18 protein-coding genes, 1 other RNA gene and 2 pseudogenes are annotated in these 19,216 nt (G+C 43.5%); 9 read left to right on the top strand and 12 right to left on the bottom strand.

The features are described 5' to 3' along the window. Nucleotides 1-1,580: 1,580 nt before the first annotated feature. Together BN67_RS03070 and BN67_RS14740 are read right to left on the bottom strand one after the other, a co-directional pair. On the bottom strand, nt 1,581-2,159 hold the full coding sequence (locus tag BN67_RS03070; protein ID WP_019222679.1) for a disulfide bond formation protein B: 579 nt from the start codon (nt 2,157-2,159) through the stop codon (nt 1,581-1,583). Nucleotides 2,160-2,169: 10 nt separating this feature from the next. Then, a complete protein-coding gene (locus tag BN67_RS14740; RefSeq protein ID WP_019222680.1) occupies nt 2,170-2,322 on the bottom strand; it encodes a DUF5993 family protein in 153 nt (50 codons plus the stop codon). Between the two features lie 1,861 nt (nt 2,323-4,183). On the opposite strand from BN67_RS14740, the gene purE reads away from it, so the two are divergent. After that, on the top strand, nt 4,184-4,681 hold the full coding sequence (gene purE / locus BN67_RS03090) for a 5-(carboxyamino)imidazole ribonucleotide mutase (protein ID WP_019222682.1): 498 nt from the start codon (nt 4,184-4,186) through the stop codon (nt 4,679-4,681). A gap of 28 nt (nt 4,682-4,709) precedes the next feature. On the opposite strand, the gene BN67_RS03095 is transcribed toward purE, so the two are convergent. Beyond that, a complete protein-coding gene (locus tag BN67_RS03095; RefSeq protein ID WP_026088135.1) occupies nt 4,710-5,102 on the bottom strand; it encodes a hypothetical protein in 393 nt (130 codons plus the stop codon). On the opposite strand from BN67_RS03095, the gene BN67_RS03100 reads away from it, so the two are divergent. Further along, complete coding sequence (locus BN67_RS03100) at nt 5,017-6,207, top strand: 5-(carboxyamino)imidazole ribonucleotide synthase (RefSeq protein ID WP_192813116.1); 1,191 nt, start codon at nt 5,017-5,019, stop codon at nt 6,205-6,207. The two genes, BN67_RS03095 and BN67_RS03100, sit on opposite strands and share 86 nt — an antisense overlap. A 765-nt stretch (nt 6,208-6,972) precedes the next feature. Here BN67_RS03100 and BN67_RS03120 read toward each other — a convergent pair. Both BN67_RS03120 and BN67_RS14385 read right to left on the bottom strand, forming a co-directional pair. Next, nucleotides 6,973-7,158, bottom strand: a complete 186-nt coding sequence (locus tag BN67_RS03120; RefSeq protein ID WP_244427024.1) for a hypothetical protein — start codon at nt 7,156-7,158, stop codon at nt 6,973-6,975. Between the two features lie 65 nt (nt 7,159-7,223). Next, a complete protein-coding gene (locus tag BN67_RS14385) occupies nt 7,224-7,364 on the bottom strand; it encodes a hypothetical protein (RefSeq protein WP_019222688.1) in 141 nt (46 codons plus the stop codon). A 137-nt stretch (nt 7,365-7,501) separates the two neighbouring features. Between BN67_RS14385 and BN67_RS14745 the strand changes: the two are divergent. Then, nucleotides 7,502-8,391 (top strand): annotated as a pseudogene (locus BN67_RS14745) (tyrosine-type recombinase/integrase); the annotation flags it as partial. Between the two features lie 317 nt (nt 8,392-8,708). Here BN67_RS14745 and BN67_RS13440 read toward each other — a convergent pair. Further along, a complete protein-coding gene (locus BN67_RS13440) occupies nt 8,709-8,978 on the bottom strand; it encodes a hypothetical protein (protein WP_083871961.1) in 270 nt (89 codons plus the stop codon). Beyond that, nucleotides 8,942-9,202: a hypothetical protein gene (locus tag BN67_RS03160; RefSeq protein ID WP_244427025.1), complete on the bottom strand. Its 261-nt coding sequence runs from the start codon at nt 9,200-9,202 to the stop codon at nt 8,942-8,944. The genes BN67_RS13440 and BN67_RS03160 overlap by 37 nt, the downstream gene beginning before the upstream one ends. A 256-nt stretch (nt 9,203-9,458) precedes the next feature. Here BN67_RS03160 and ssrS point away from each other — a divergent pair. From ssrS to BN67_RS03175, 3 genes are all read left to right on the top strand, one after another. Next, nucleotides 9,459-9,619: non-coding RNA, 6S RNA (gene ssrS, locus BN67_RS13445), on the top strand. A gap of 160 nt (nt 9,620-9,779) precedes the next feature. Then, a complete protein-coding gene (locus tag BN67_RS03170) occupies nt 9,780-10,388 on the top strand; it encodes a 5-formyltetrahydrofolate cyclo-ligase (RefSeq protein WP_026088137.1) in 609 nt (202 codons plus the stop codon). A gap of 18 nt (nt 10,389-10,406) precedes the next feature. Then, the gene (locus tag BN67_RS03175) at nt 10,407-11,228 is read left to right on the top strand and encodes a TIGR00282 family metallophosphoesterase (protein WP_033313104.1); all 822 of its coding nucleotides are present in this window, start codon (nt 10,407-10,409) and stop codon (nt 11,226-11,228) included. Between the two features lie 801 nt (nt 11,229-12,029). On the opposite strand, the gene BN67_RS14390 is transcribed toward BN67_RS03175, so the two are convergent. Continuing rightward, entirely contained in the window at nt 12,030-12,182 is a 153-nt protein-coding gene (locus BN67_RS14390) for a hypothetical protein (protein ID WP_192813120.1), read from the bottom strand. A 343-nt stretch (nt 12,183-12,525) separates the two neighbouring features. Here BN67_RS14390 and BN67_RS14750 point away from each other — a divergent pair. Then, nucleotides 12,526-13,427: pseudogene (locus BN67_RS14750) on the top strand (tyrosine-type recombinase/integrase); the annotation flags it as partial. A gap of 78 nt (nt 13,428-13,505) precedes the next feature. On the opposite strand, the gene BN67_RS14395 reads toward BN67_RS14750, so the two are convergent. Continuing rightward, nucleotides 13,506-13,655 (bottom strand): hypothetical protein, encoded by a 150-nt coding sequence (locus BN67_RS14395; protein WP_192813117.1) that lies wholly within the window; start codon nt 13,653-13,655, stop codon nt 13,506-13,508. A 5-nt stretch (nt 13,656-13,660) separates the two neighbouring features. After that, complete coding sequence (locus BN67_RS14400; RefSeq protein WP_019222708.1) at nt 13,661-14,104, bottom strand: hypothetical protein; 444 nt, start codon at nt 14,102-14,104, stop codon at nt 13,661-13,663. A gap of 1,486 nt (nt 14,105-15,590) precedes the next feature. On the opposite strand from BN67_RS14400, the gene ykgO reads away from it, so the two are divergent. Together ykgO and BN67_RS03230 are read left to right on the top strand one after the other, a co-directional pair. Continuing rightward, nucleotides 15,591-15,716: a type B 50S ribosomal protein L36 gene (gene ykgO / locus BN67_RS11440; protein ID WP_011181208.1), complete on the top strand. Its 126-nt coding sequence runs from the start codon at nt 15,591-15,593 to the stop codon at nt 15,714-15,716. A 579-nt stretch (nt 15,717-16,295) separates the two neighbouring features. Continuing rightward, on the top strand, nt 16,296-17,069 hold the full coding sequence (locus BN67_RS03230; protein ID WP_026088138.1) for a tetratricopeptide repeat protein: 774 nt from the start codon (nt 16,296-16,298) through the stop codon (nt 17,067-17,069). 498 nt (nt 17,070-17,567) lie between these two features. On the opposite strand, the gene BN67_RS14055 is transcribed toward BN67_RS03230, so the two are convergent. Both BN67_RS14055 and BN67_RS14405 read right to left on the bottom strand, forming a co-directional pair. Further along, nucleotides 17,568-17,717: a hypothetical protein gene (locus tag BN67_RS14055; RefSeq protein WP_156791616.1), complete on the bottom strand. Its 150-nt coding sequence runs from the start codon at nt 17,715-17,717 to the stop codon at nt 17,568-17,570. Nucleotides 17,718-17,944: 227 nt separating this feature from the next. Further along, complete coding sequence (locus BN67_RS14405) at nt 17,945-18,118, bottom strand: hypothetical protein (protein ID WP_019222714.1); 174 nt, start codon at nt 18,116-18,118, stop codon at nt 17,945-17,947. Between the last annotated feature and the right edge of the window lie 1,098 nt (nt 18,119-19,216).

Consider the following 19,216-nt stretch of genomic DNA (forward strand, 5'->3'; position numbering starts at 1 on the left):
ACCAGCACAGCCACACATCTCATAGCACCATATCTCACAGTGCCCAACTCTCTCTCCTCTTATATCCCTCCCTATCTCACGCACCTCCCTTCACGCATACACATTTCCCTCACAACCCCGACCTCTCCTCTTCACCTCTTGCCCCCTCATGCGCGCAGCTCTCCTTTTCCTCCACGACTATCCCTTTCCACTTATCCACCCCACTCATACACCTCTCATGCTCTCCCCAATCACACAACTTTTTCCCTATTCATAACCCTCCACTCACCTCACCTGCCCCCACAAGCACACTACTCACATCTCCTTTACCCCACATACGCCCCTTCCCGCCTATTCGCTCCCATTTCCATCCATTCATCCTCTTCCACCCACTCCTCCCCCTTTTGCTCTTCTCACACATCAGCCTTTTCCGCCCTGCTTTTTATATCGCAGCGACAAAAAATCTAGCATCTCACAAGAAAAATGAGTCTATGAATAAAAGCCTCTAGAGCTAAAATGCACGATATCTTTTCATGAATCGTCTTCATGGCATTGTTTCAATATAAGATGAATCATCACATGAGAAATTCGCAAAGAGCACGAAAGTGTCACCTTATATTTTGTATCAACTATACCTTGTATAAGATATAAGCAAAAAGTAATAGAAACGCACACATTTCGCACGATGACATTCTTAAGATATTGTCGTGAAAAAGTCTTAAAAACAACCATACGAAAAGAGAGGAGCCCCCATTACTGTAGGCTGCATTCTTCACAGTTGTTTGTGCCTGAAAAAAAGGATCTGTCTTTGCGTTTTTTCTGGTCGTATGACGATCAAGATAATAGTGATATACGCATGCGTTCTGCCACAGCTCTTTAAAAGCATTGTCAAAATTTTTCCCCTCCCTTCAACAAGCTTTTTACAACAGCGTTTAAAGATGAAGAAAGAAAAAGAATACAATAATATAAGAACACGTATTGGGATATAAGAACGCGCATAAATGGGCAAAGCGTCCTCAGCGCCATGAACAATAGAAAATAAAAAAGGAGGCCTATTTACAAGAAATAGACCCCATAATCACCAGAAAGTTATTTCACAACATTTCTTTAATACAGCTCAAATACCTTCGAAGCATTCACCTAAATACTATAAAATCTAATGACAAGAATAAATTTAGTACAGCATTTAAAAATGACAAGAGAAAAAATTTTCTTTAATAACAATAAGTTAAATCAATAACATTTTTATATTATAGTAAGTTACCATGAAGTTTTGAGCAAATATCAAAGCCTTTTAAGAATTCACAACACTCTTTAGCACAAAGAATTTATGCAACAATGAAACAAGCTATTCGCAATGTGCCCCAAATCCCTCATGCGTCTAACACTCCACCTCCAGTACTTCACCGCACATCTTGCTCCCAGTTCCCCCCAACATCTAGTTACTGCGTCCTACATTTAACCCCATCCCTGAGATATTTAAACCATCCCTGAAATTTCAAAAATCGAAAGCCCAATTTTCTTCTGATAAAAAAAAGACGGCACCTCAAAGGACCATCTTTTCTTAAAGATAATATTCTTAAAAGCTTTTATAAAAAAACTTAAGAGGAGGAAGGAAACCAACTTGACAATAATTCATATTCCACGGGATCATCAGCACACTGGCCACCTCCACATTCAAGTATGGTAGAGACTAAATTTGCGGCAATCAAAAAGACAAATAAGAAACCAGCTGCTTTACTCAACATTGGAAAAGGAGAAAATACTTTAAATTTGTGCGCCAATTCACTGAGAATCATAACAACAGAAACGGCAAAAATACAAAGGACTGAAATGATGAACGCCCAAGTGTAAAAATGCAAACCAAAGAAGGTTGATCCATATCCCAAATCATCTGGCGTGATATGCAAGAAAACCTGCCGTGCAGCAATAATACTTGTCACCATACAACCAAGAATCACCATACCATAATGTGTATTTTTCACCTTATAGTGAATATTGAGCAAGAACCCACACCCTGCAAGCATTAAACCAACGCGCTGAAGCAAACAAAGAGGACAAGGTAATTCAAACTTTACCAGTTGATAATAAAAAGCAATCACTAGGACAATGGACAAACCAATAAGCCCTAACGCATTCAGAAAGATGATGAAATGAGGATTTTCTTGTTTATGATCCATGGTTATTCTCTCAAAAAGATAAGTTTAAAGTAGATGTTGCATGGTGATTAAAAGTAAGAAGAATGACAACTAATAGAACTGTCCATAAAACATAACTTATATTTTTCTTGCCATACAAAGTTGTTATGACTGTACCTAAAGCAATTAGAAATGGCACAAACATCTTGGGATCTCCTTAAAATTATATTATAATGCGTAACATATTGCAAATTTTGGCAAAAAAGAGACGATGAACTTATTATTCACAATTCATCATTCTCTTTCGCGGTATTTGAAGTGTGAAATAAACTCATGAGAATGCTCGATCATAAGAAGAAAGCTCAGCAAAACTACAAAGATCAATAAAACCATTAAATTGTGTACTTTTTCTTACTCACAAGCAAAAAACATATTCCCCCCTATAAACAAAAAAAGAATATACTCCCCCCCACAAAAATACAACCCATTGAGATTCCCGCTTTTTTCTTAATTTAAGATATTTTTACTACAAATCTCTTAGTTTTGCCACCAAAAATGTTTTTTTACAAAATATTTCTTACTTTATATTTCTTACAGGGCAATGATTTAAATCACTCAATATCTTTTTGCTTTGATAACGCATCGCCTTTTAACAACTGATGTCACAACGCAAATTTCCTAAACTCTGACACGAAATTTCACCTTCCCATCAAACATCCCGCACCAAAGCAACCACACCATCACCCACATTCCATGCAACTCTTCATGCACATACACCTCATCTTTCAGCTCATACTCTCCCCAACTCACGCAACTTCTCTCACGCATGCAACACCCCCACGCATACTTTCTACCTTTTCCCCCTCACACCTCTCACTCTTCATCCCACCTTTACCTCTTCACACACACTTCCCCTTTCCACCTGTTCATCCCATGCTTTTCCCCCTCACCCACATACGGCTCTCTTTCCCCCCACGACTATCCCTTTCCACCCATTCACCCCACTCATACACCTCACATTTTCTCTCTCATACCTCTCACAAATCCTCCTCTCCACTTTACCTTTTCACGCTACGATAATAAAACACCGTAAAACATAATCCTCTGTTTTACACATTCACAGATTTACGCTTTTGTAAATTTACAGACATCCTCTTCCCCTTCTACCTACACCCAAAATCAACTGCATCAACACATTCCCTCATTTCCATCCCTCCCATATTCCACGCAACTCTTCATGCACATACACCTCATCTTTCAGCTCATACTCTCCCCAACTCACACAACTTCTCTCACGCATGCAACACCCCCACGCATACCTCCAAGAATCTTCTGCCCCCCCTACATCTTTTAGTCAACCAGCACTCAAATTCTCTTTTTTTCATTTTTTCTGCCCAAGAAGTGACCACGGAAAACCGACAACCTACTTTGTCCTCTGCATTTCTTCACACAAACTTCAGGAAAAAAGCAACTTTCACTCTTTTCTTATTCTGAGAAAAAGGTCCAAAAGTATATCTTGACAAATTCTTGTAGAAACAAACTAACTGAGCAAACGGAAACGTTTTTATTTCATCAACATTTTCTAAAAAAAAGTGATACAAATTTAAAAAAAGAGTGATACAGGGCACGCCTTAACGTCCGAAAACAAAAAAGAGGAAAGTTTTTATAATATTCATTTCAAAGCGCCGCTTTACAAAGCTCTTTGTTTTATGATAAGTGCCCCTCTCTCTAGAGCCCAACTCTATGAGTAAGCGGCAGCGACCTTCTTAATAGAATGAAAAGCTCTAAAGTCTAAAATATTGACCTATCCAAAACCTTTGCGTTTTGGTAGAAAATATTTTCTGAAAAACAACATAATGAAAAGATTGCATCCTCATTGACACAAATATCCGTCAATTTTATCGTTATAAAATCCATATTCATTCTTAAATTTCCTTTAAAAAACTGTTGTTCTATCATCAATTGACTTTGCAAAGTAGAGTGTGAAACTCTAAAAGAATAAAATGAAAGAATCGCCCCTTGAACATTTGATATAAGGTGAGCACTTTTGATTAAAGGATTGAACAATGACGAGGAAATCATTCGATGTCGCGATTTTAATGGGTAGCCAATCAGATTGGCAAACAATGCGTCATAGTGCAGATATTTTGACATATCTTGATATTTCTCATGTTTCGCGTATTGTTTCAGCCCATCGAACGCCTGAACGTCTTTATCAATTTGCCAAAGAAGCAAAAGCATCCGGCTTTAAAATTTTGATTGCCGGTGCGGGGGGGGCAGCACATCTTCCTGGTATGTTAGCAGCGCTCACGCCTCTTCCTGTTTTTGGCGTTCCAGTCCATTCTCAATCTTTATCTGGCCAAGATTCCTTGTTTTCTATTGTACAAATGCCAGCAGGAATACCGGTTGGCACATTAGCGATTGGCAAAGCGGGCGCTATTAATGCAGCGCTTTTAGCGGCAGCAACCATGGCAGTTTACGATGATAACCTCGCAAAACGGTTACAAGATTGGCGGCAGCAACAAACAGCCAATGTCGCACAAACTCCTGTAAATGAGGTCTAAAATGACACAATTTTCCGGCATTTTTTCTTCATCCAGCATAGCCTCCACACCCACGGACTCCCCTCCCAGAACAACCTCCGCATCCAACACCACCCCCACACCCAATATAACCTGCACCTCCAACATGACATCCATGCCCAGCATAGCCTCCGCACCCACGGACTCCCCTCCCAGAACAACCTTCGCATCCAACACCACCCCCACACCCAATATAACCTGCACCTCCAACATGACATCCATGCCCAGCATAGCCTCCGCACCCACGGACTCCTCCTCCCAACACAACCTCCGCATCCAACACCACCCCCACGCCCAATATAACCTGCACCTCCAACATGACATCCATGCCCAGCATAGCCTCCGCACCCACGGGCTCCTCTCCCAACACAACCTCCGCATCCAATAAATCCTCTACATCCACGATATTGCCTTCAGGAAGTGTGATCGGTTTAATAGGTGGAGGACAACTTGCGCGCATGTTAGGCATAGCAGCAGCAGAATTAGGGTTTCGAACGATTGTTTTTTGCCCTGAAGCGGATTGTCCAGCAGCACAAACAACCAATGAGCATATTGTTGCCTCCTATGATGATACTTCAGCATTAGATCGTTTTATTTCTCTGTGTGATGTTGTGACCTATGAGTTTGAAAATCTTTCCCTTGAGACGGTTCAGTATGTAGAGAAGGCCAAATCTGTTTACCCCTCTTCCAAAGCGTTGGAGATTGCGCAAGACCGGCTTTATGAAAAGCAATTTTTGCAAGAGCAAAACATTCGTACAACTTCTTGGTATGCGATTGATGATCATTCTTCTCTTGTTCGTGCACTCTCTGCATTCAAAGGGCGTGGACTTTTAAAAACACGCCGTTTTGGCTATGATGGAAAAAACCAGATCATGCTCAATCAGCTAGATAGCCAAACCCCAGATAACCAAATCATTGAGAACGCCTTAAAGACTTTTCAGGGACAACCGTCAATTTTGGAAGAGATTGTGCCTTTTTTATCGGAAATTTCGGTTATTTCAGCGCGCACAAGACAAGGTGAGCATAGTTTTTATGACTGTTCTGAAAATCAGCACAAAAGCGGCATTCTTTATAAATCATTTGTTCCCTCCTATATTCCCCTTGAGGTCCAAAAGACAGCACAAGAAATCAGCGTAGCAGTGATGGAGAACTTAGATTATGTTGGTGTTCTTTGCGTTGAATTTTTTGTTTTAATGGATGGGACTCTTTTGGTCAACGAACTGGCACCTCGTGTTCATAATTCTGGCCATTGGACGCAGAAAGCATGCATAACTTCACAATTTGAGCAACATATTCGTGCGATTTGCGGTTTTCCTTTGGGCAGTACATACCGCCATAGCAATTGTCAAATGATTAATCTTCTTGGCAATAATCTCAATGATTTCAGATGTTTTTTGAATCAAAAGAATACATCGGTTCATTTATATGGCAAGAGTTCTGTTCAACCGCTCCGCAAAATGGGACATATCATCCAATTAACAGGACCAGCCAGCAAACCTTGCCCGTAATCCAAACCTTATTTGTAATATTATTTAAAATATCTTTTTCTCAAACAACCCATAGCAAAAGAAACAAAAAAGACAACAACAGTTTCGGAGGCATTTTTTTATAACAGTTTAGATTTGCTCGCGCATACTCTCACTTTTTCTTACATTGGTCTTTTGGTTCCTCTTCCCCGACTTCTTGCCACACATTTTCCCACAACACCTCATCGGTTTTTCGCAACACCCCACTGCACGCCTCCACCCTCAGCCTCCAATACTCGGTTCCAAATTCCTCACACATCTAACACTCCCCCTCTTGCCCTATTACCCCACCTCCATTGCTCCACGCCAAATCTATCACGTCTTTAACGTTCTATCTCCAGTGCTCCACCTCAATATTTTGCCCGGTATTTCGCCGCAACCTCCAGCACTCCACCCGAATATTTTTCCCAGCGCTTCACCTTCAACACCTCGTTCCAATATTTTCCCCCAGCACTTCATCTGGCATCCCTCGTCCTCCATTTTTCTGAAAAGACCGGCGGCAATACGACACTTCTTTCAATGCTTACACCTTCCACCTCTTCCACAACAGATAAGAAGGTTTCCCCTCTTCCCCAACACCTTGCCACGTATTCTTCCACTTCGTTCCCCTCCGTCCCTACCGGCTTTTCCACAACGCCTCGCCGCATCACTGCGCGCCCTCCAGCTTTTTGCCTTATTTCGCCTCCGGCATACCCCCCTGCTCTTTACCTCAAGCTCTCCACCTCCGATACTCCATTCCAAAATCGCTCACATCTCTAACACTCCACCTCTAGTGCTCCACCCCAACATTCTGCCCCCACTGACCTCTCCAGCACTCCCCTCCCATTGCTCCGCCGCAACATCTTGCCTCCGATACTCCGTTCCCAAACCCCTCACACCTCTGTCACACGCAACCTCCAGCACTCCACCCGAATATTTTTCCCAGCGCTTCACCTTCAACACCTCGCTCCAATATTTTCCCCTAGCACTTCATCTGGCATCCCTTGTTCCTCATTTTTCTAGCCCCATTTTTCTGAAAAGACCTGCGGCAGTGCAATGCTTCTTTCAATGCTTGCACCTTCCACCTCTTCCACAACAGATAAGAAGGTTTCCTCTCTTCCCCAACACCTTGCTTCATAAGTGTTTTTATCTTTTCTCATCTTGAATCATACCCCCGAATACCCATAAGATTCTCTCATCTCAAACCACTTCATATTAAATCAATTTTATTCACTTGGTTTTATGCCATAAGCAGGGTTGGCAGATGGATAAAAATTAGTAAGGATAAGGAGGAAAAATGCCTCTCATGAATCGCCTTAAGTACCAAGGGCTGTCGCCACATTGGGTGCTGGTAAAGTGAATGATGGTGCCGGCTTGACCCTTCATAAGCGTAAAGATGGTGGTGCGCAATGGATTTATCGTTATACAATTCACGGACGACGCCGTGAAATGGGCTTAGAGGCTTTAAGACATGTCTCTTTAAAACAAGCCCGTGAACATGCAACGTAGGTGGCGTTCTGATTTACATGAGGGTCGTGCCCCCATTAAAGAGAGTGAGAAACAAAAGCATGAAGCAATGCGCAATCTTCATTATCTTAAAGACATTGCTGTGGATGCTTTTGAAAGCTGTAAAGCTGAATTAAAGGATGATGATAAGTCTGGAGATTGGTTTTCATCTTTACAACGTCATGTACTCCCCAAATGAGGCTGTCTTCCCATTTCAGGAATTACACAAACAGAGATACGCAATATACTTGCCCCCATATGGCATACAAAAGCAACAACAGCAGAGAAAACACTCATGCGTCTTAATCTTTGTTTCAAACATGCTGCTGCATTGGGACTAGAGGTTGATTTACAAGTCACAGCCAAAGCACGTGCTCTCTTAGGTAAACAACGCCATAAAGTGACTAATATGCCTGCAATGAATTGGAAAGATGTGCCGGCTTTTTATCAAACACTTTGCCAAACAACAAGCATGGTACAATTGGCTTTGCGTTTGCTTATCCTTACGGGTGTTCGTACCAATCCTTTTCGTCATACTCTTGAAGATCAGATTGAAGGGAATATATGGACTATTAATATATAGACTATTCTTGGCTCGAACATATGAAAGGAAAGCGTGATGCGATAACAGAGTTTCGCGTGCCCTTATCATCAGCGGCACTCAAAGTGAGTGAACCGGCTTTTCCACAACGCCTTGCCACATCACTGCGCGCCCTTCAGCTTTTTGCCTCATTTTGCCTCCGACATGCCCCCTGCTCTTTACCTCAAGCACTCCCCTCCCATTGTTCCATGCCAACATCTTGCCTCTGATACTCCGTTTTCAAACTCCTTACACATCTAACACGCCACCTCTAGTGCTCCACCTCAATATTTTGCCCGGTATTTCGCCGCAACCTCCAACACTCCACCCAAATATTTTTCCCAGCGCTTCACCTTCAACACCTCGCTCCAATATTTTCCCCTAGCACTTCATCTGGCATCCCTTGTTCCTCATTTTTCTAGCCCCATTTTTCTGGAAAGACCTGCGGCAGTGCAATGCTTCTTTCAATGCTTACACCTTCCACCTCTTCCACAACAGATAAGAAGGTTTCCCATCTTCCCCAACACCTTGCCACGTATTCTTCCACTTCCTTCCCCTCCGTCCCTACCGGCTTTTCCACAACGCCTCGCCGCATCACTGCGCGCCCTCCAGCTTTTTGCCTTATTTCGCCTCCGGCATACCCCCTGCTCTTTACCTCAAGCGCTCCACCTCCGATACTCGGTTCCAAAGTCGCTCACACACCAACATTCTACCCCCACTGACCTCTCCAGCACTCCCCTCCCATTGCTCCGCCGCAACATCTTGCCTCCGATACTCCGTTCCCAAACCCCTCACACCTCTATAACACCCCACCTCTAGTACTCCACCTCTTACCCCCAACGCTCCGCCCAAACATCCAGCACTCCACCCGAATATTTTTCCCAGCGCTTCACCTTCAACACTTCGCTCCAATATTTTCCCCAAGCACTTCATCTAATCTCCCTCGACCTCCATTTTTCTGAAAAGACCTGCGACAATGCAACGATTCTTTCACGCACAGGTCTTCCCAAATCACCCCTTAACATAACAAAAGAGCATTCCAGCCACCCAAAGAGCGCCATCCAAACTATTCCACTTTTCAAAAAGCACTACAAAATGGGATAAAAGGTGTTGTATAGAAATCATTTTCTCTCTAGCCGAAACTCGTAAACTGTTTTATAGTAGAAGGGGTGTTCTGCGCTTCTCGACAGGAAATAACGTATTCCTGAGACCTTAATGATCTCTAAGGGAGCTGTCCCTGAAAAAGCTCGTGGGCTTTTTCATATGGCGCCCACCTATTTGTATAGGTTCCCGGGGTCAATTTTTTCCATCGGCTGTTGTGGATCACCTTTTTTCATGCAAAATAAACTGTCGCAACTCTTTTTTACATGAAGTAAAAGACTATAATTTTTTTCAAACGACGAAACTTTTTGACAGTTTGATTTTATTTCACTGCGCCTATGCAACAAAATCTCAAATGACAACAGTATCTCATATGATTGACAAGACAATGACCCAAGAAACAAAAGATTCCCAGTCTGTTTCATGGGTTCGCGCACAGTTGCGCAAGAGGGCTTTATCCAAGCGTGATAACCTTTCCCTTCAAGAGCGTACTGTTTTTTCACAGCAGGCCTGTTCGCACTTTCTTCACAATCTTGAAGAAAAGGGAGAAGATTTTTCACGTTTGATTTTAGCAGGTTATTGGCCTATCAAATCGGAAATAGACCCTCGGCCTTTATTGAATACTATAGCATCCCGTGGTGGATCTTTAGCACTCCCAGCAATTCTTGATTCCACCACCATGGTTTTTCGTGCATTTTCGCAAAAGACTGCTTTAGAAACCATGCGCTTTGGCACATTGGGTCCTGGAGCAGAAAATGCCGTTGTGATTCCGAATCTTATTATTGTTCCTCTTTCAGCGTTTGACAGTCAGTGTCACCGTCTTGGTTATGGAGGCGGATACTATGATCGCGCTGTTGAAGTGCTTGAAAAAGGGGGGCATCAAGCTCGCCTCTTAGGCTTAGGCTTTTCCAACCAAGAAATGGAATCCATTCCCCATGCTGAACATGATTTACTTTTAGAGGGCATTTTTACAGAAAAAGGTTTCTTAAAACGTTAAAATGTGATTAAAACGCCTATGCGTTTTTTATTTTTGGGTGACATTGTTGGACCAACGGGTTGTACGGTTGTTTTTGAACAGCTTCCACAGCTGATTGAGAAGTGGCGACTTGATTTTGTTGTGGTCAATGGTGAAAACGCTTCTAATGGATTTGGTATCAACCAAGAAGCATATCACGATCTTCTGCTGGTAGGGGCAGACGTTGTGACAACGGGGAATCATGCCTTTTCCTGCAAAGAAGCGCTCCATTATGCACATGAGAGTGATCGTTTTTTACGTCCGGCGAATTTTGCTAAGGAAACCCCGGGGAGGGGATCTGATATTTTTATAGCGAAGAATGGGGCTCGTGTTCTTGTCGCAAATCTTTTGGGGAGCGTTTTTATGCCGTGTAAAGTGAATGATCCTTTTGAAACAGCAGAAAAGATTTTACTCTCTTGTTCTTTGGTAGAGCAGGCAGATGCGATTATTTTTGACTTTCATGCAGAAACGACGAGCGAAAAGCAATGTTTTGGTCATTTTCTTGATGGCCGTGTGAGTGTTATTGTAGGAACCCACACCCATGTTCCAACAGCTGATGCACAAATTTTAGAAGGTGGGAGTGCTTATCTTTCGGATGCAGGAATGTGTGGGGATTATAATTCGTCGATAGGCATGGAAAAGGAAGAACCTTTACATCGTTTTCTTTATAAGCAAAAAAAGGACCGTTTTGAACCGGCACGAGGCCCAGCGACACTTTGCGGTTTAGCGGTTGAGCTCTCAGACCGTACGGGTTTGGCAGAAAAGATTTCGGCGGTACGGATTGGTCCTCATTTAAAGACGGAAGTTCCGGATTTTTGGTAATGCGCCTTTTTTGGGTAACGCTCGCAAATTTCTGATAACGTCTTTCTTTTTTTGGTAATATTCCCCTCTTTTTGGTAATATTCTTTACATCATTTTGAAATGATTTTATGCTAAAAATCACTCTTAGAAAGCGTTAAAATTCTTGCATTGTGCAAGAATATTCCTTTTTCTCGAACGTGGACGACAACATCTTTATGATAATTTCCCACTTTTATGACACTGCTTTTAGCACTCCTCTTCCAACACTGCCGCCATTTTTTCCAAGCTTGTCACCGCAAACCTCCAGTGCCTAGCCACAAGTTCATCACGCGTCTAGTATTCCACCGTCATCAGCACTCCACCCTGATATCTTTCCATCAGCGCTCTCGCCATAACGCCCTGCTCCCACTTACCTCTTCCACAACAGATACGGAAATTTCCTCTCTTCCCCGACACCTTGCGGCGCATTTTCCCACAACACCTCATCGGCTTTTCGCAATACCCCACTACACGCCTCCACCCTCATCACCTCGCCTCCAATACTCGGTTCCAAAGTCGCTCACACACCTAACATTCCCCTCCAGTACTTCACCTCAACATCCAACGCTCGTCCCCACTGTTTTTCCCCCAGCGCTTCATCATGATATCTCTCGCCTCCATCTTTCCAAAATGTCTGTCACGGGAAACTCTTTTCTCAAGCACAGAAAAAATCCCCCCAACGATCCTAACGCTTTACGCAACGAAGAAGGTTTTGCTTTATCCCGACACCTCGCCACCTATTTTCACTTCCCATTTTCCGCAATTTCCACCACCGCGCTCTTGCTATAATGTCTTACTCTCACTTTCTCCTCCAGCATTCCTCTCCCATTGCTCCGCCGCAACATCTTGCCTCCGATACTCCGTTCCCAAACCCCTCACACCTCTGTCACACGCAACCTCCAGCACTCCACCCGAATATTTTTCCCAGCGCTTCACCTTCAACACCTCGCTCCAATATTTTCCCCTAGCACTTCATCTGGCATCCCTTGTTCCTCATTTTTCTAGCCCCATTTTTCTGAAAAGACCTGCGGCAGTGCAATGCTTCTTTCAATGCTTGCACCTTCCACCTCTTCCACAACAGATAAGAAGGTTTCCCCTCTTCCCCAACACCTTGCTTCATAAGTGTTTTTATCGTTTCTCATCTTAAATCATACCCCCGAATACCCATAAGATTCTCTCATCTCAAACCACTTCATATTGAATCAATTTTATTCACTTGGTTTTATGCCATAAGCAGGGTTGGCAGATGGATAAAAATTAGTAAGGATAAGGAGGAAAAATGCCTCTTATGAATCGTCTTAATGCAAGAGCTGTCGCAACACTATGAAACAAGTGAATATACCACGAACTGGTAAAAAAAATGATAGTGCCGGCTTGACCCTTCATAAGCGTAAAGATGGAGGTGCGCAATGGATTTATCGTTATACAATTCACGGGCGCCGTCGTGAAATGGGCTTAGGGGCTTTAAGACATGTCTCTTTAAAACAAGCCCGTGAACATGCAACGTAGGTGGCGTTCTGTTTTACATGAGGGTCGTGATCCCATTAAAGAGAGTGAGAAACAAAAGCATGAAGCAATGCGCACTCTTCATTCTCTCAAAGACATTGCTGTGGGTAGTTTTGAAAGCTGTAAAGCTGAATTAAAGGATGATGATAAGTCTGGAGATTGGTTTTCATCTTTACAATTTCATGTACTCCCCAAATGAGGCTGTCTTCCCATTTCAGGAATTACACAAACAGAGATACGCAATACGCTTGCCCCCATATGGCATACAAAAGCAGCAGAGAAAACACTCGTTCGTCTTAATATTTGTTTCAAACATGCTGCTGCATTGGGACTAGAGGTTGATTTACAAGTCACAGCCAAAGCACGTGCTCTCTTAGGTAAACAACGCCATAAAGTGACTCATATGCCTGCAATGAATTGGAAAGATGTACCGGCTTTTTATCAAACACTTTGCCAAACAACAAGCATGGTACAATTGGCTTTGCGTTTGCTTATCCTTACGGGTGTTCGTACCAATCCTTTTCGTCATACTCTTGAAGATCAGATTGAAGGGAATATATGGACTATTAATATATAGACTATTCTTGGCTCGAACATATGAAAGGAAAGCGTGATGCGATAACAGAGTTTCGCGTGCCCTTATCATCAGCGGCACTCAAAGTGAGTGAACCGGCTTTTCCACAACGCCTTGCCACATCACTGCGCGCCCTTCAGCTTTTTGCCTCATTTTGCCTCCGACATGCCCCCTGCTCTTTACCTCAAGCACTCCACCTCCGATACTCCATTCCAAGATCGCTCACACACCCAACATTCTGCCCCCATTGCCTCACCTCCACTGACCTCTCCAGCACTCCCCTCCCATTGTTCCATGCCAACATCTTGCCTTCGATACTCCGTTTTCAAACTCCTTACACATCTAACACCCCACCTCTAGTGCTCCACCTCAATATTTTGCCCGGTATTTCGCCGCAACCTCCAACACTCCACCCAAATATTTTTCCCAGCGCTTCACCTTCAACACCACGCTCCAATATTTTCCCCCAGCACTTCATCTGGCATCCCTTGTTCCTCATTTTTCTAGCCCCATTTTTCTGGAAAGACCTGCGGCAGTGCAATGCTTCTTTCAATGCTTGCACCTTCCACCTCTTCCACAACAGATAAGAAGGTTTCCCCTCTTCCCCAACACCTTGCCACGTATTCTTCCACTTCGTTCCCCTCCGTCCCCACCGGCTTTTCCACAACGCCTTGCCCATCACTGCGCGCCCTCCAGCTTTTTGCCTTATTTCGCCTCCGGCATACCCCCTGCTCTTTACCTCAAGCGTCCCACCTCCGATACTCCATTCCAAAATCACTCACACACCCAACATTCTGCCCTCACTGACCTCTCCAGCACTCCCCTCCCATTGCTCCATGCCAAATCTATCACGTCTTTAACGTTCTATCTCCAGTGCTCCACTTCAACATTTTGTCCGGTACTTCGCCCCAAGCTCCAGCATTCATCCGCGCCAAATCCCTCACGCCTCTAAACCTCTAGCTCCAGCACCCCACTGCAATATTTTGCCTAAAGCAGCTTTATCATGACCTCTCTTGTCCCCCATTTTTCCCAAAACGCCTTTCACAGCCATGCGACTCTTCTCTCAAGCGTAGAAAAATCCTCCAACCATGCCCCCCTTACACAATCATAAAGGATTTTCCTTCCCATCGATCCGATAACTCGCCGCTCATTTCCTACAAGCTTCCACTTTCCCGCAATTTCCACCACACGCGCTCACCATTCCGCTCAACACCCTCCATCTCTTCACACAACCGAAGAGTCATCTCTCTTCATTCTTTCAACGAAAACCAAAAAATCACCTCATGAAAAGGTCATCTCAAAGAATATTTGTCAATCACTACAAACAATGGCACTACAAACAATGGCACTATAAACAAAATTGGAGTTATAAATAATAATTGGGACTATAAATGGAAATTGACATGTAACATCTCGTTTTAATGATACAGATTAATGATACAAGGCACCATCTTGACCCACACTCCCGCACCCCAAAAGCCAGATATCCAAAAGAATGCGCAACAATTCTGAAAGCTTTCCCCTGAAAAAATCTTACGCAAAAATATGAAGAGAAGGCGTAATTTATCAATCACTGCAACAGTCACTCAAGCTTGAATATGCATCATATATCCTTTACTTTACCCCACCCCCAACCGCAGAATATGTCTTGAAAGGGTCGACTTTCCCCCTCTAGGGATTTTAAAAGCCCTATAAGAAAGACACGAACGCCAAAACATCACCAACATCTGTAGCGCCTCTTTGATTTCATCCCCAAAAGCACCCATAGCATTGCTAAAAAATGAAAATTTTGAATTTTTTCAGGTTTCTTTTCCCTGCTTTTTCTTTTTCCAGTTTTTTATGGCATTTCCTGTCTTTGTTTTGTTAATGTGGTATTTAACGTGCTTTTTGGTCTTTCATACACCCCATATTTCCCCAACGCGCCGATTTTTATCCCAAACGCACCCGAGAGTCCCAAAAGATAATCTCTTGACAAAAAGAAGAGCTTTTGTTAGAGAATCTGCAATTTTTTGGCAATTTTCGCTTATTCATTGTGTGAATGGAATTTGTGAATGTGCTCCTTTTGTTTTAAAGGTGCACTTTTCTTTTTAGTGTCACATTTTTTACGTCATAATGAGAAGATGCTTAATATTTAAGTGTTGTAACGCAAAAGAGCACAATGTTCATAAAACTGTGTGGGTTCATAAAACTATATGGATCCATAGAACTGTGTATGAAATGTTTCTAACATTGCGTTACAGAGATATGTACAAACGGTGAGTCTGATGAAAATTAAAAATTCACTTAAAGCACTAAGAGAACGCCACCGTAACAATCGTTTGGTGCGTCGTAAGGGTCGTGTTTATATTCTTAATAAAACGAACCCACGTTTTAGAGCTCGTCAAGGATAATAGTCAGGAATAGCGGTTCGTGACTGAGAGTTTGAAGCCTATGGTTTTGGACTAACAACTTAGAACAAAAAGTTCAGGGCTAAGAGTTGGGGACAACTGTCTAGGATTGACAGTTCAAAACGTATGATTTGGTGCGAATAGTTTGTGATGAATGGTTTTTGTGCCTGCATTTTGTGGGCATTAAACCTTTCTTTAAGCTTTTTTTGAAGATGTCTTTGCTATCCCCTTGAGGTCTGTTGTTTTTGCAAAATATTACCTGAAAAGATGGCTGTATAGATGTGTTTATACATCTTTAAAATTTCGTCTGTAAGCTCCTACACATATTGAGAATTTGATATCTCAAAATATGCTGTTGTTTATGCCTGATTTCCTTTATATCCATTCAGAATATCTTTTCTTTTGCATCTTTTTAAGTGTAAAATTAAAAATTGAGAACATAGATTCTCTGTAAAGTTTATGCAATGAAGAGGTTTTCAGCAGACCGAGCTTTTCCTAAAAGAAATCTCATGACAGATGCATAAAAGGTGGGTATTTTATTCTTTAGAATAAAGAGAAGTTTGACTTTTGAAGGCTTATTTTGTGATTTTTTTTCTTTTTCCTAAAGCTTGGCTCTTGCGAAGATATGCTTTTTTTCGGCAATTTTTTTTGCTTTGTTTGAGCGTTTTTTATTTCACTTCTCCTGGATATGGGCAAAATCCACCTTCGCTTCCTGAGGATCACCCCTCTCCACAGTTGCTTTTGCCCTTGGATGATCTCATTCCCAGCCAACCGCTCTCAGCACCTGCAGCGTCTGATACGGACTCGTCTGCGATTGCTCTTGAAGATTTTGATACCTCCACCTCTTCGGGTGGAGACAGAGCGAGACAGCGTAGAGAAACGGAAGTTGCCCGTCTTCTTAAGGAATTGAAATTTTGTGCCAATGTTTCTGAAGCGAAGAAGTTAAGTCAGCAGCTTCAGCATTTATGGTCTCAATCGGGAAGTGAAACGATAGACCTTTTGATGTCCTGGGCAAAAGATGCAGTCAACGCCGACAATTATGGTCTTGCTCTTGATTACCTTGACAATGCTCTTGCCCTTTTACCCACTTATGCTGAAGCCTGGGTAAGACGTGCTTGGATTCATATTCAACTGAGTGATTTTAAACTTGCCCTGCTTGACCTTAACCACGCTCTTCAACTTGAACCTCGCCATTACATGGCGTTTTTTGAGCTTGGGATAACCATGGAAGCCACAGGGCACCCACAACTTGCCCTCAAAGCTTATGAAACAGCGCTGAAATATTATCCACAAATGCAAAGGCTGCAAAAGCGCATTGAAGCTTTATTAGAGGAACAATCACCGCAAACACTTTAAGCTTCCCGATAATGATTCATCACACTTTCACGTTTTGTTTCCTTATCGTGCAAGTTGAGATGTTTTTGTCTTTCACTTCATTGGGTGCATATACGGTTTCAGTAGTGCTTACCTTGCTCGCGCTTCCAATGTTTCCACATGAGCTTCTCGCCATGAAAGAATGTTTTTTACCCTAGTGGAGGGAACCATAGAAGCAACAAAGTACCCTCAACATGCCCCCCAAACCATGCCACCCCTTACGCAACGAAGAGGATTTTGCTTTATCCCGACACCTCGCCGCTTATTTTCACTTCCTATTTTCCGCAATTTCCACCACCGCGCTCTCGCTATAATGTCCTGCTTTCACTTTCCCCTCTAGCATTCCTCTCCCATTGCTCCGCCGCAACATCTTGCCTCCGATACTCCGGTTCCAAATTCCTCACACATCTAACACTCCCCCTCTTGCCCTATTACCCCACCTCCATTGCTCCACACCAAATCTATCACGTCTTTAACGTTCTATCTCCAGTGCTCCACCTCAATATTTTTCCCGGTATTTCGCCGCAACCTCCAGCACTCCACCCGAATATTTTTCCCAAGCACTTCATCTGGCATCCCTCGTCCTCCATTTTTCTGAAAAGACCGGCGGCAATACGACACTTCTTTCAATGCTTACACCTTCCACCTCTTCCACAACAGATAAAAAGGTTTTCCATCTTCCCCAACACCTTGCCACGTATTCTTCCACTTCGTTCCCCTCCGTCCCTACCGGCTTTTCCACAACGCCTCGCCGCATCACTGCGCGCCCTCCAGTTTTTTGCCTTATTTCGCCTCCGGCATACCCCCCTGCTCTTTACCTCAAGCTCTCCACCTCCGATACTCCATTCCAAAATCGCTCACATCTTTAACACTCCACCTCTAGTGCTCCACCCCAACATTCTGCCCCCACTGACCTCTCCAGCACTCCCCTCCCATTGCTCCGCCGCAACATTTTGCCTCCGATACTCCATTCCCCAACCCCTCACACCTCTAACACCCCACCTCTTGCCCCCAACGCTCCGCCCAAACATCCAACATTCCTCCACGCCAAACGCCTCTAAGCCTCAACATCCAACGCCCCACCCCAAAAAGAACCACCCAAAAAGACACTCTCAAAGAGTGATCACCTCAAAATCAACTGAAAAACAAAACCTTTCAGGAAAACATTGCTTAAAGAAAGCCCATCTCAAAAAATATCACCAGAAATCATATCTAGGAAATAGGACCACCCCCTTACAGCAACGAAGATCGGCCACTCCCCTTTCTTAAAACTTGTCGCCCCAAACCGCCTCTGCGGAAGATTCTCCCAAGAGCTCTTTAGCTACCTGATCTTCCTCAACACACTGCTCTCAACGCTCACACTTACTCTTTCACAATATCGCTTGTTCCCACCACATCTTTCACGCTCAATCCTCATCACAACATCTTGCGCTTCCGACCTTTCCAGTGGCTTCTAACGGTGAAACTCTTCTTTATGCAGGGCACCCTCTCCAGAAGTTTCACTCCGCGGATATCACCCGAAAAAACACCACATCAAGCAACACACAGCTTAACAGCTCACATCAAACACCCCATGCTAGGCAGCCCACATCAAACATCCCAAGTTCAAAACGCCCCACGCCAAGCACACCGTACCACATTTCTCATCCCAAATGCCTCAGACTCAACACCCAAACCCTGAAAGAGTGCCCTCTCAAAGGGTCTAAAAAGAACGACAAACTATAAAACACATGAAAATTTTTCCAAAAAGCGTACAGAATGAAAAAAAGAACTTGCAAAGCCCCATCACAGTGCACTCTCCCAACCTCCACACACACAAAACGCCCCGAGTTAAGCACTCTACGCTAAACGCCCCCCAAGCACCCTCACGCTAGGCAGATCACATAAAACACCCTGCCGCCAGAGATCCCAGGCTAAACGCCCCACGCCAAGCACACCATACCGAAAAAGGCTGTCCTGAAAGATGCTCTACCCCAAAAGAATTTCACCCCAAACATCCCACGCCCAACAACCCACACTAAACACCCGCTCAAACCACGGAAAAGCGTTAAGCTGTGACCCTTTGAATAAGAGCGCCACATCGGGCTAACTTTTCTTCTAATCTCTCAAATCCACGATCAAGATGATAT

Source organism: Bartonella rattaustraliani AUST/NH4, assembly GCF_000312565.1.
GTDB lineage: Bacteria > Pseudomonadota > Alphaproteobacteria > Rhizobiales > Rhizobiaceae > Bartonella > Bartonella rattaustraliani.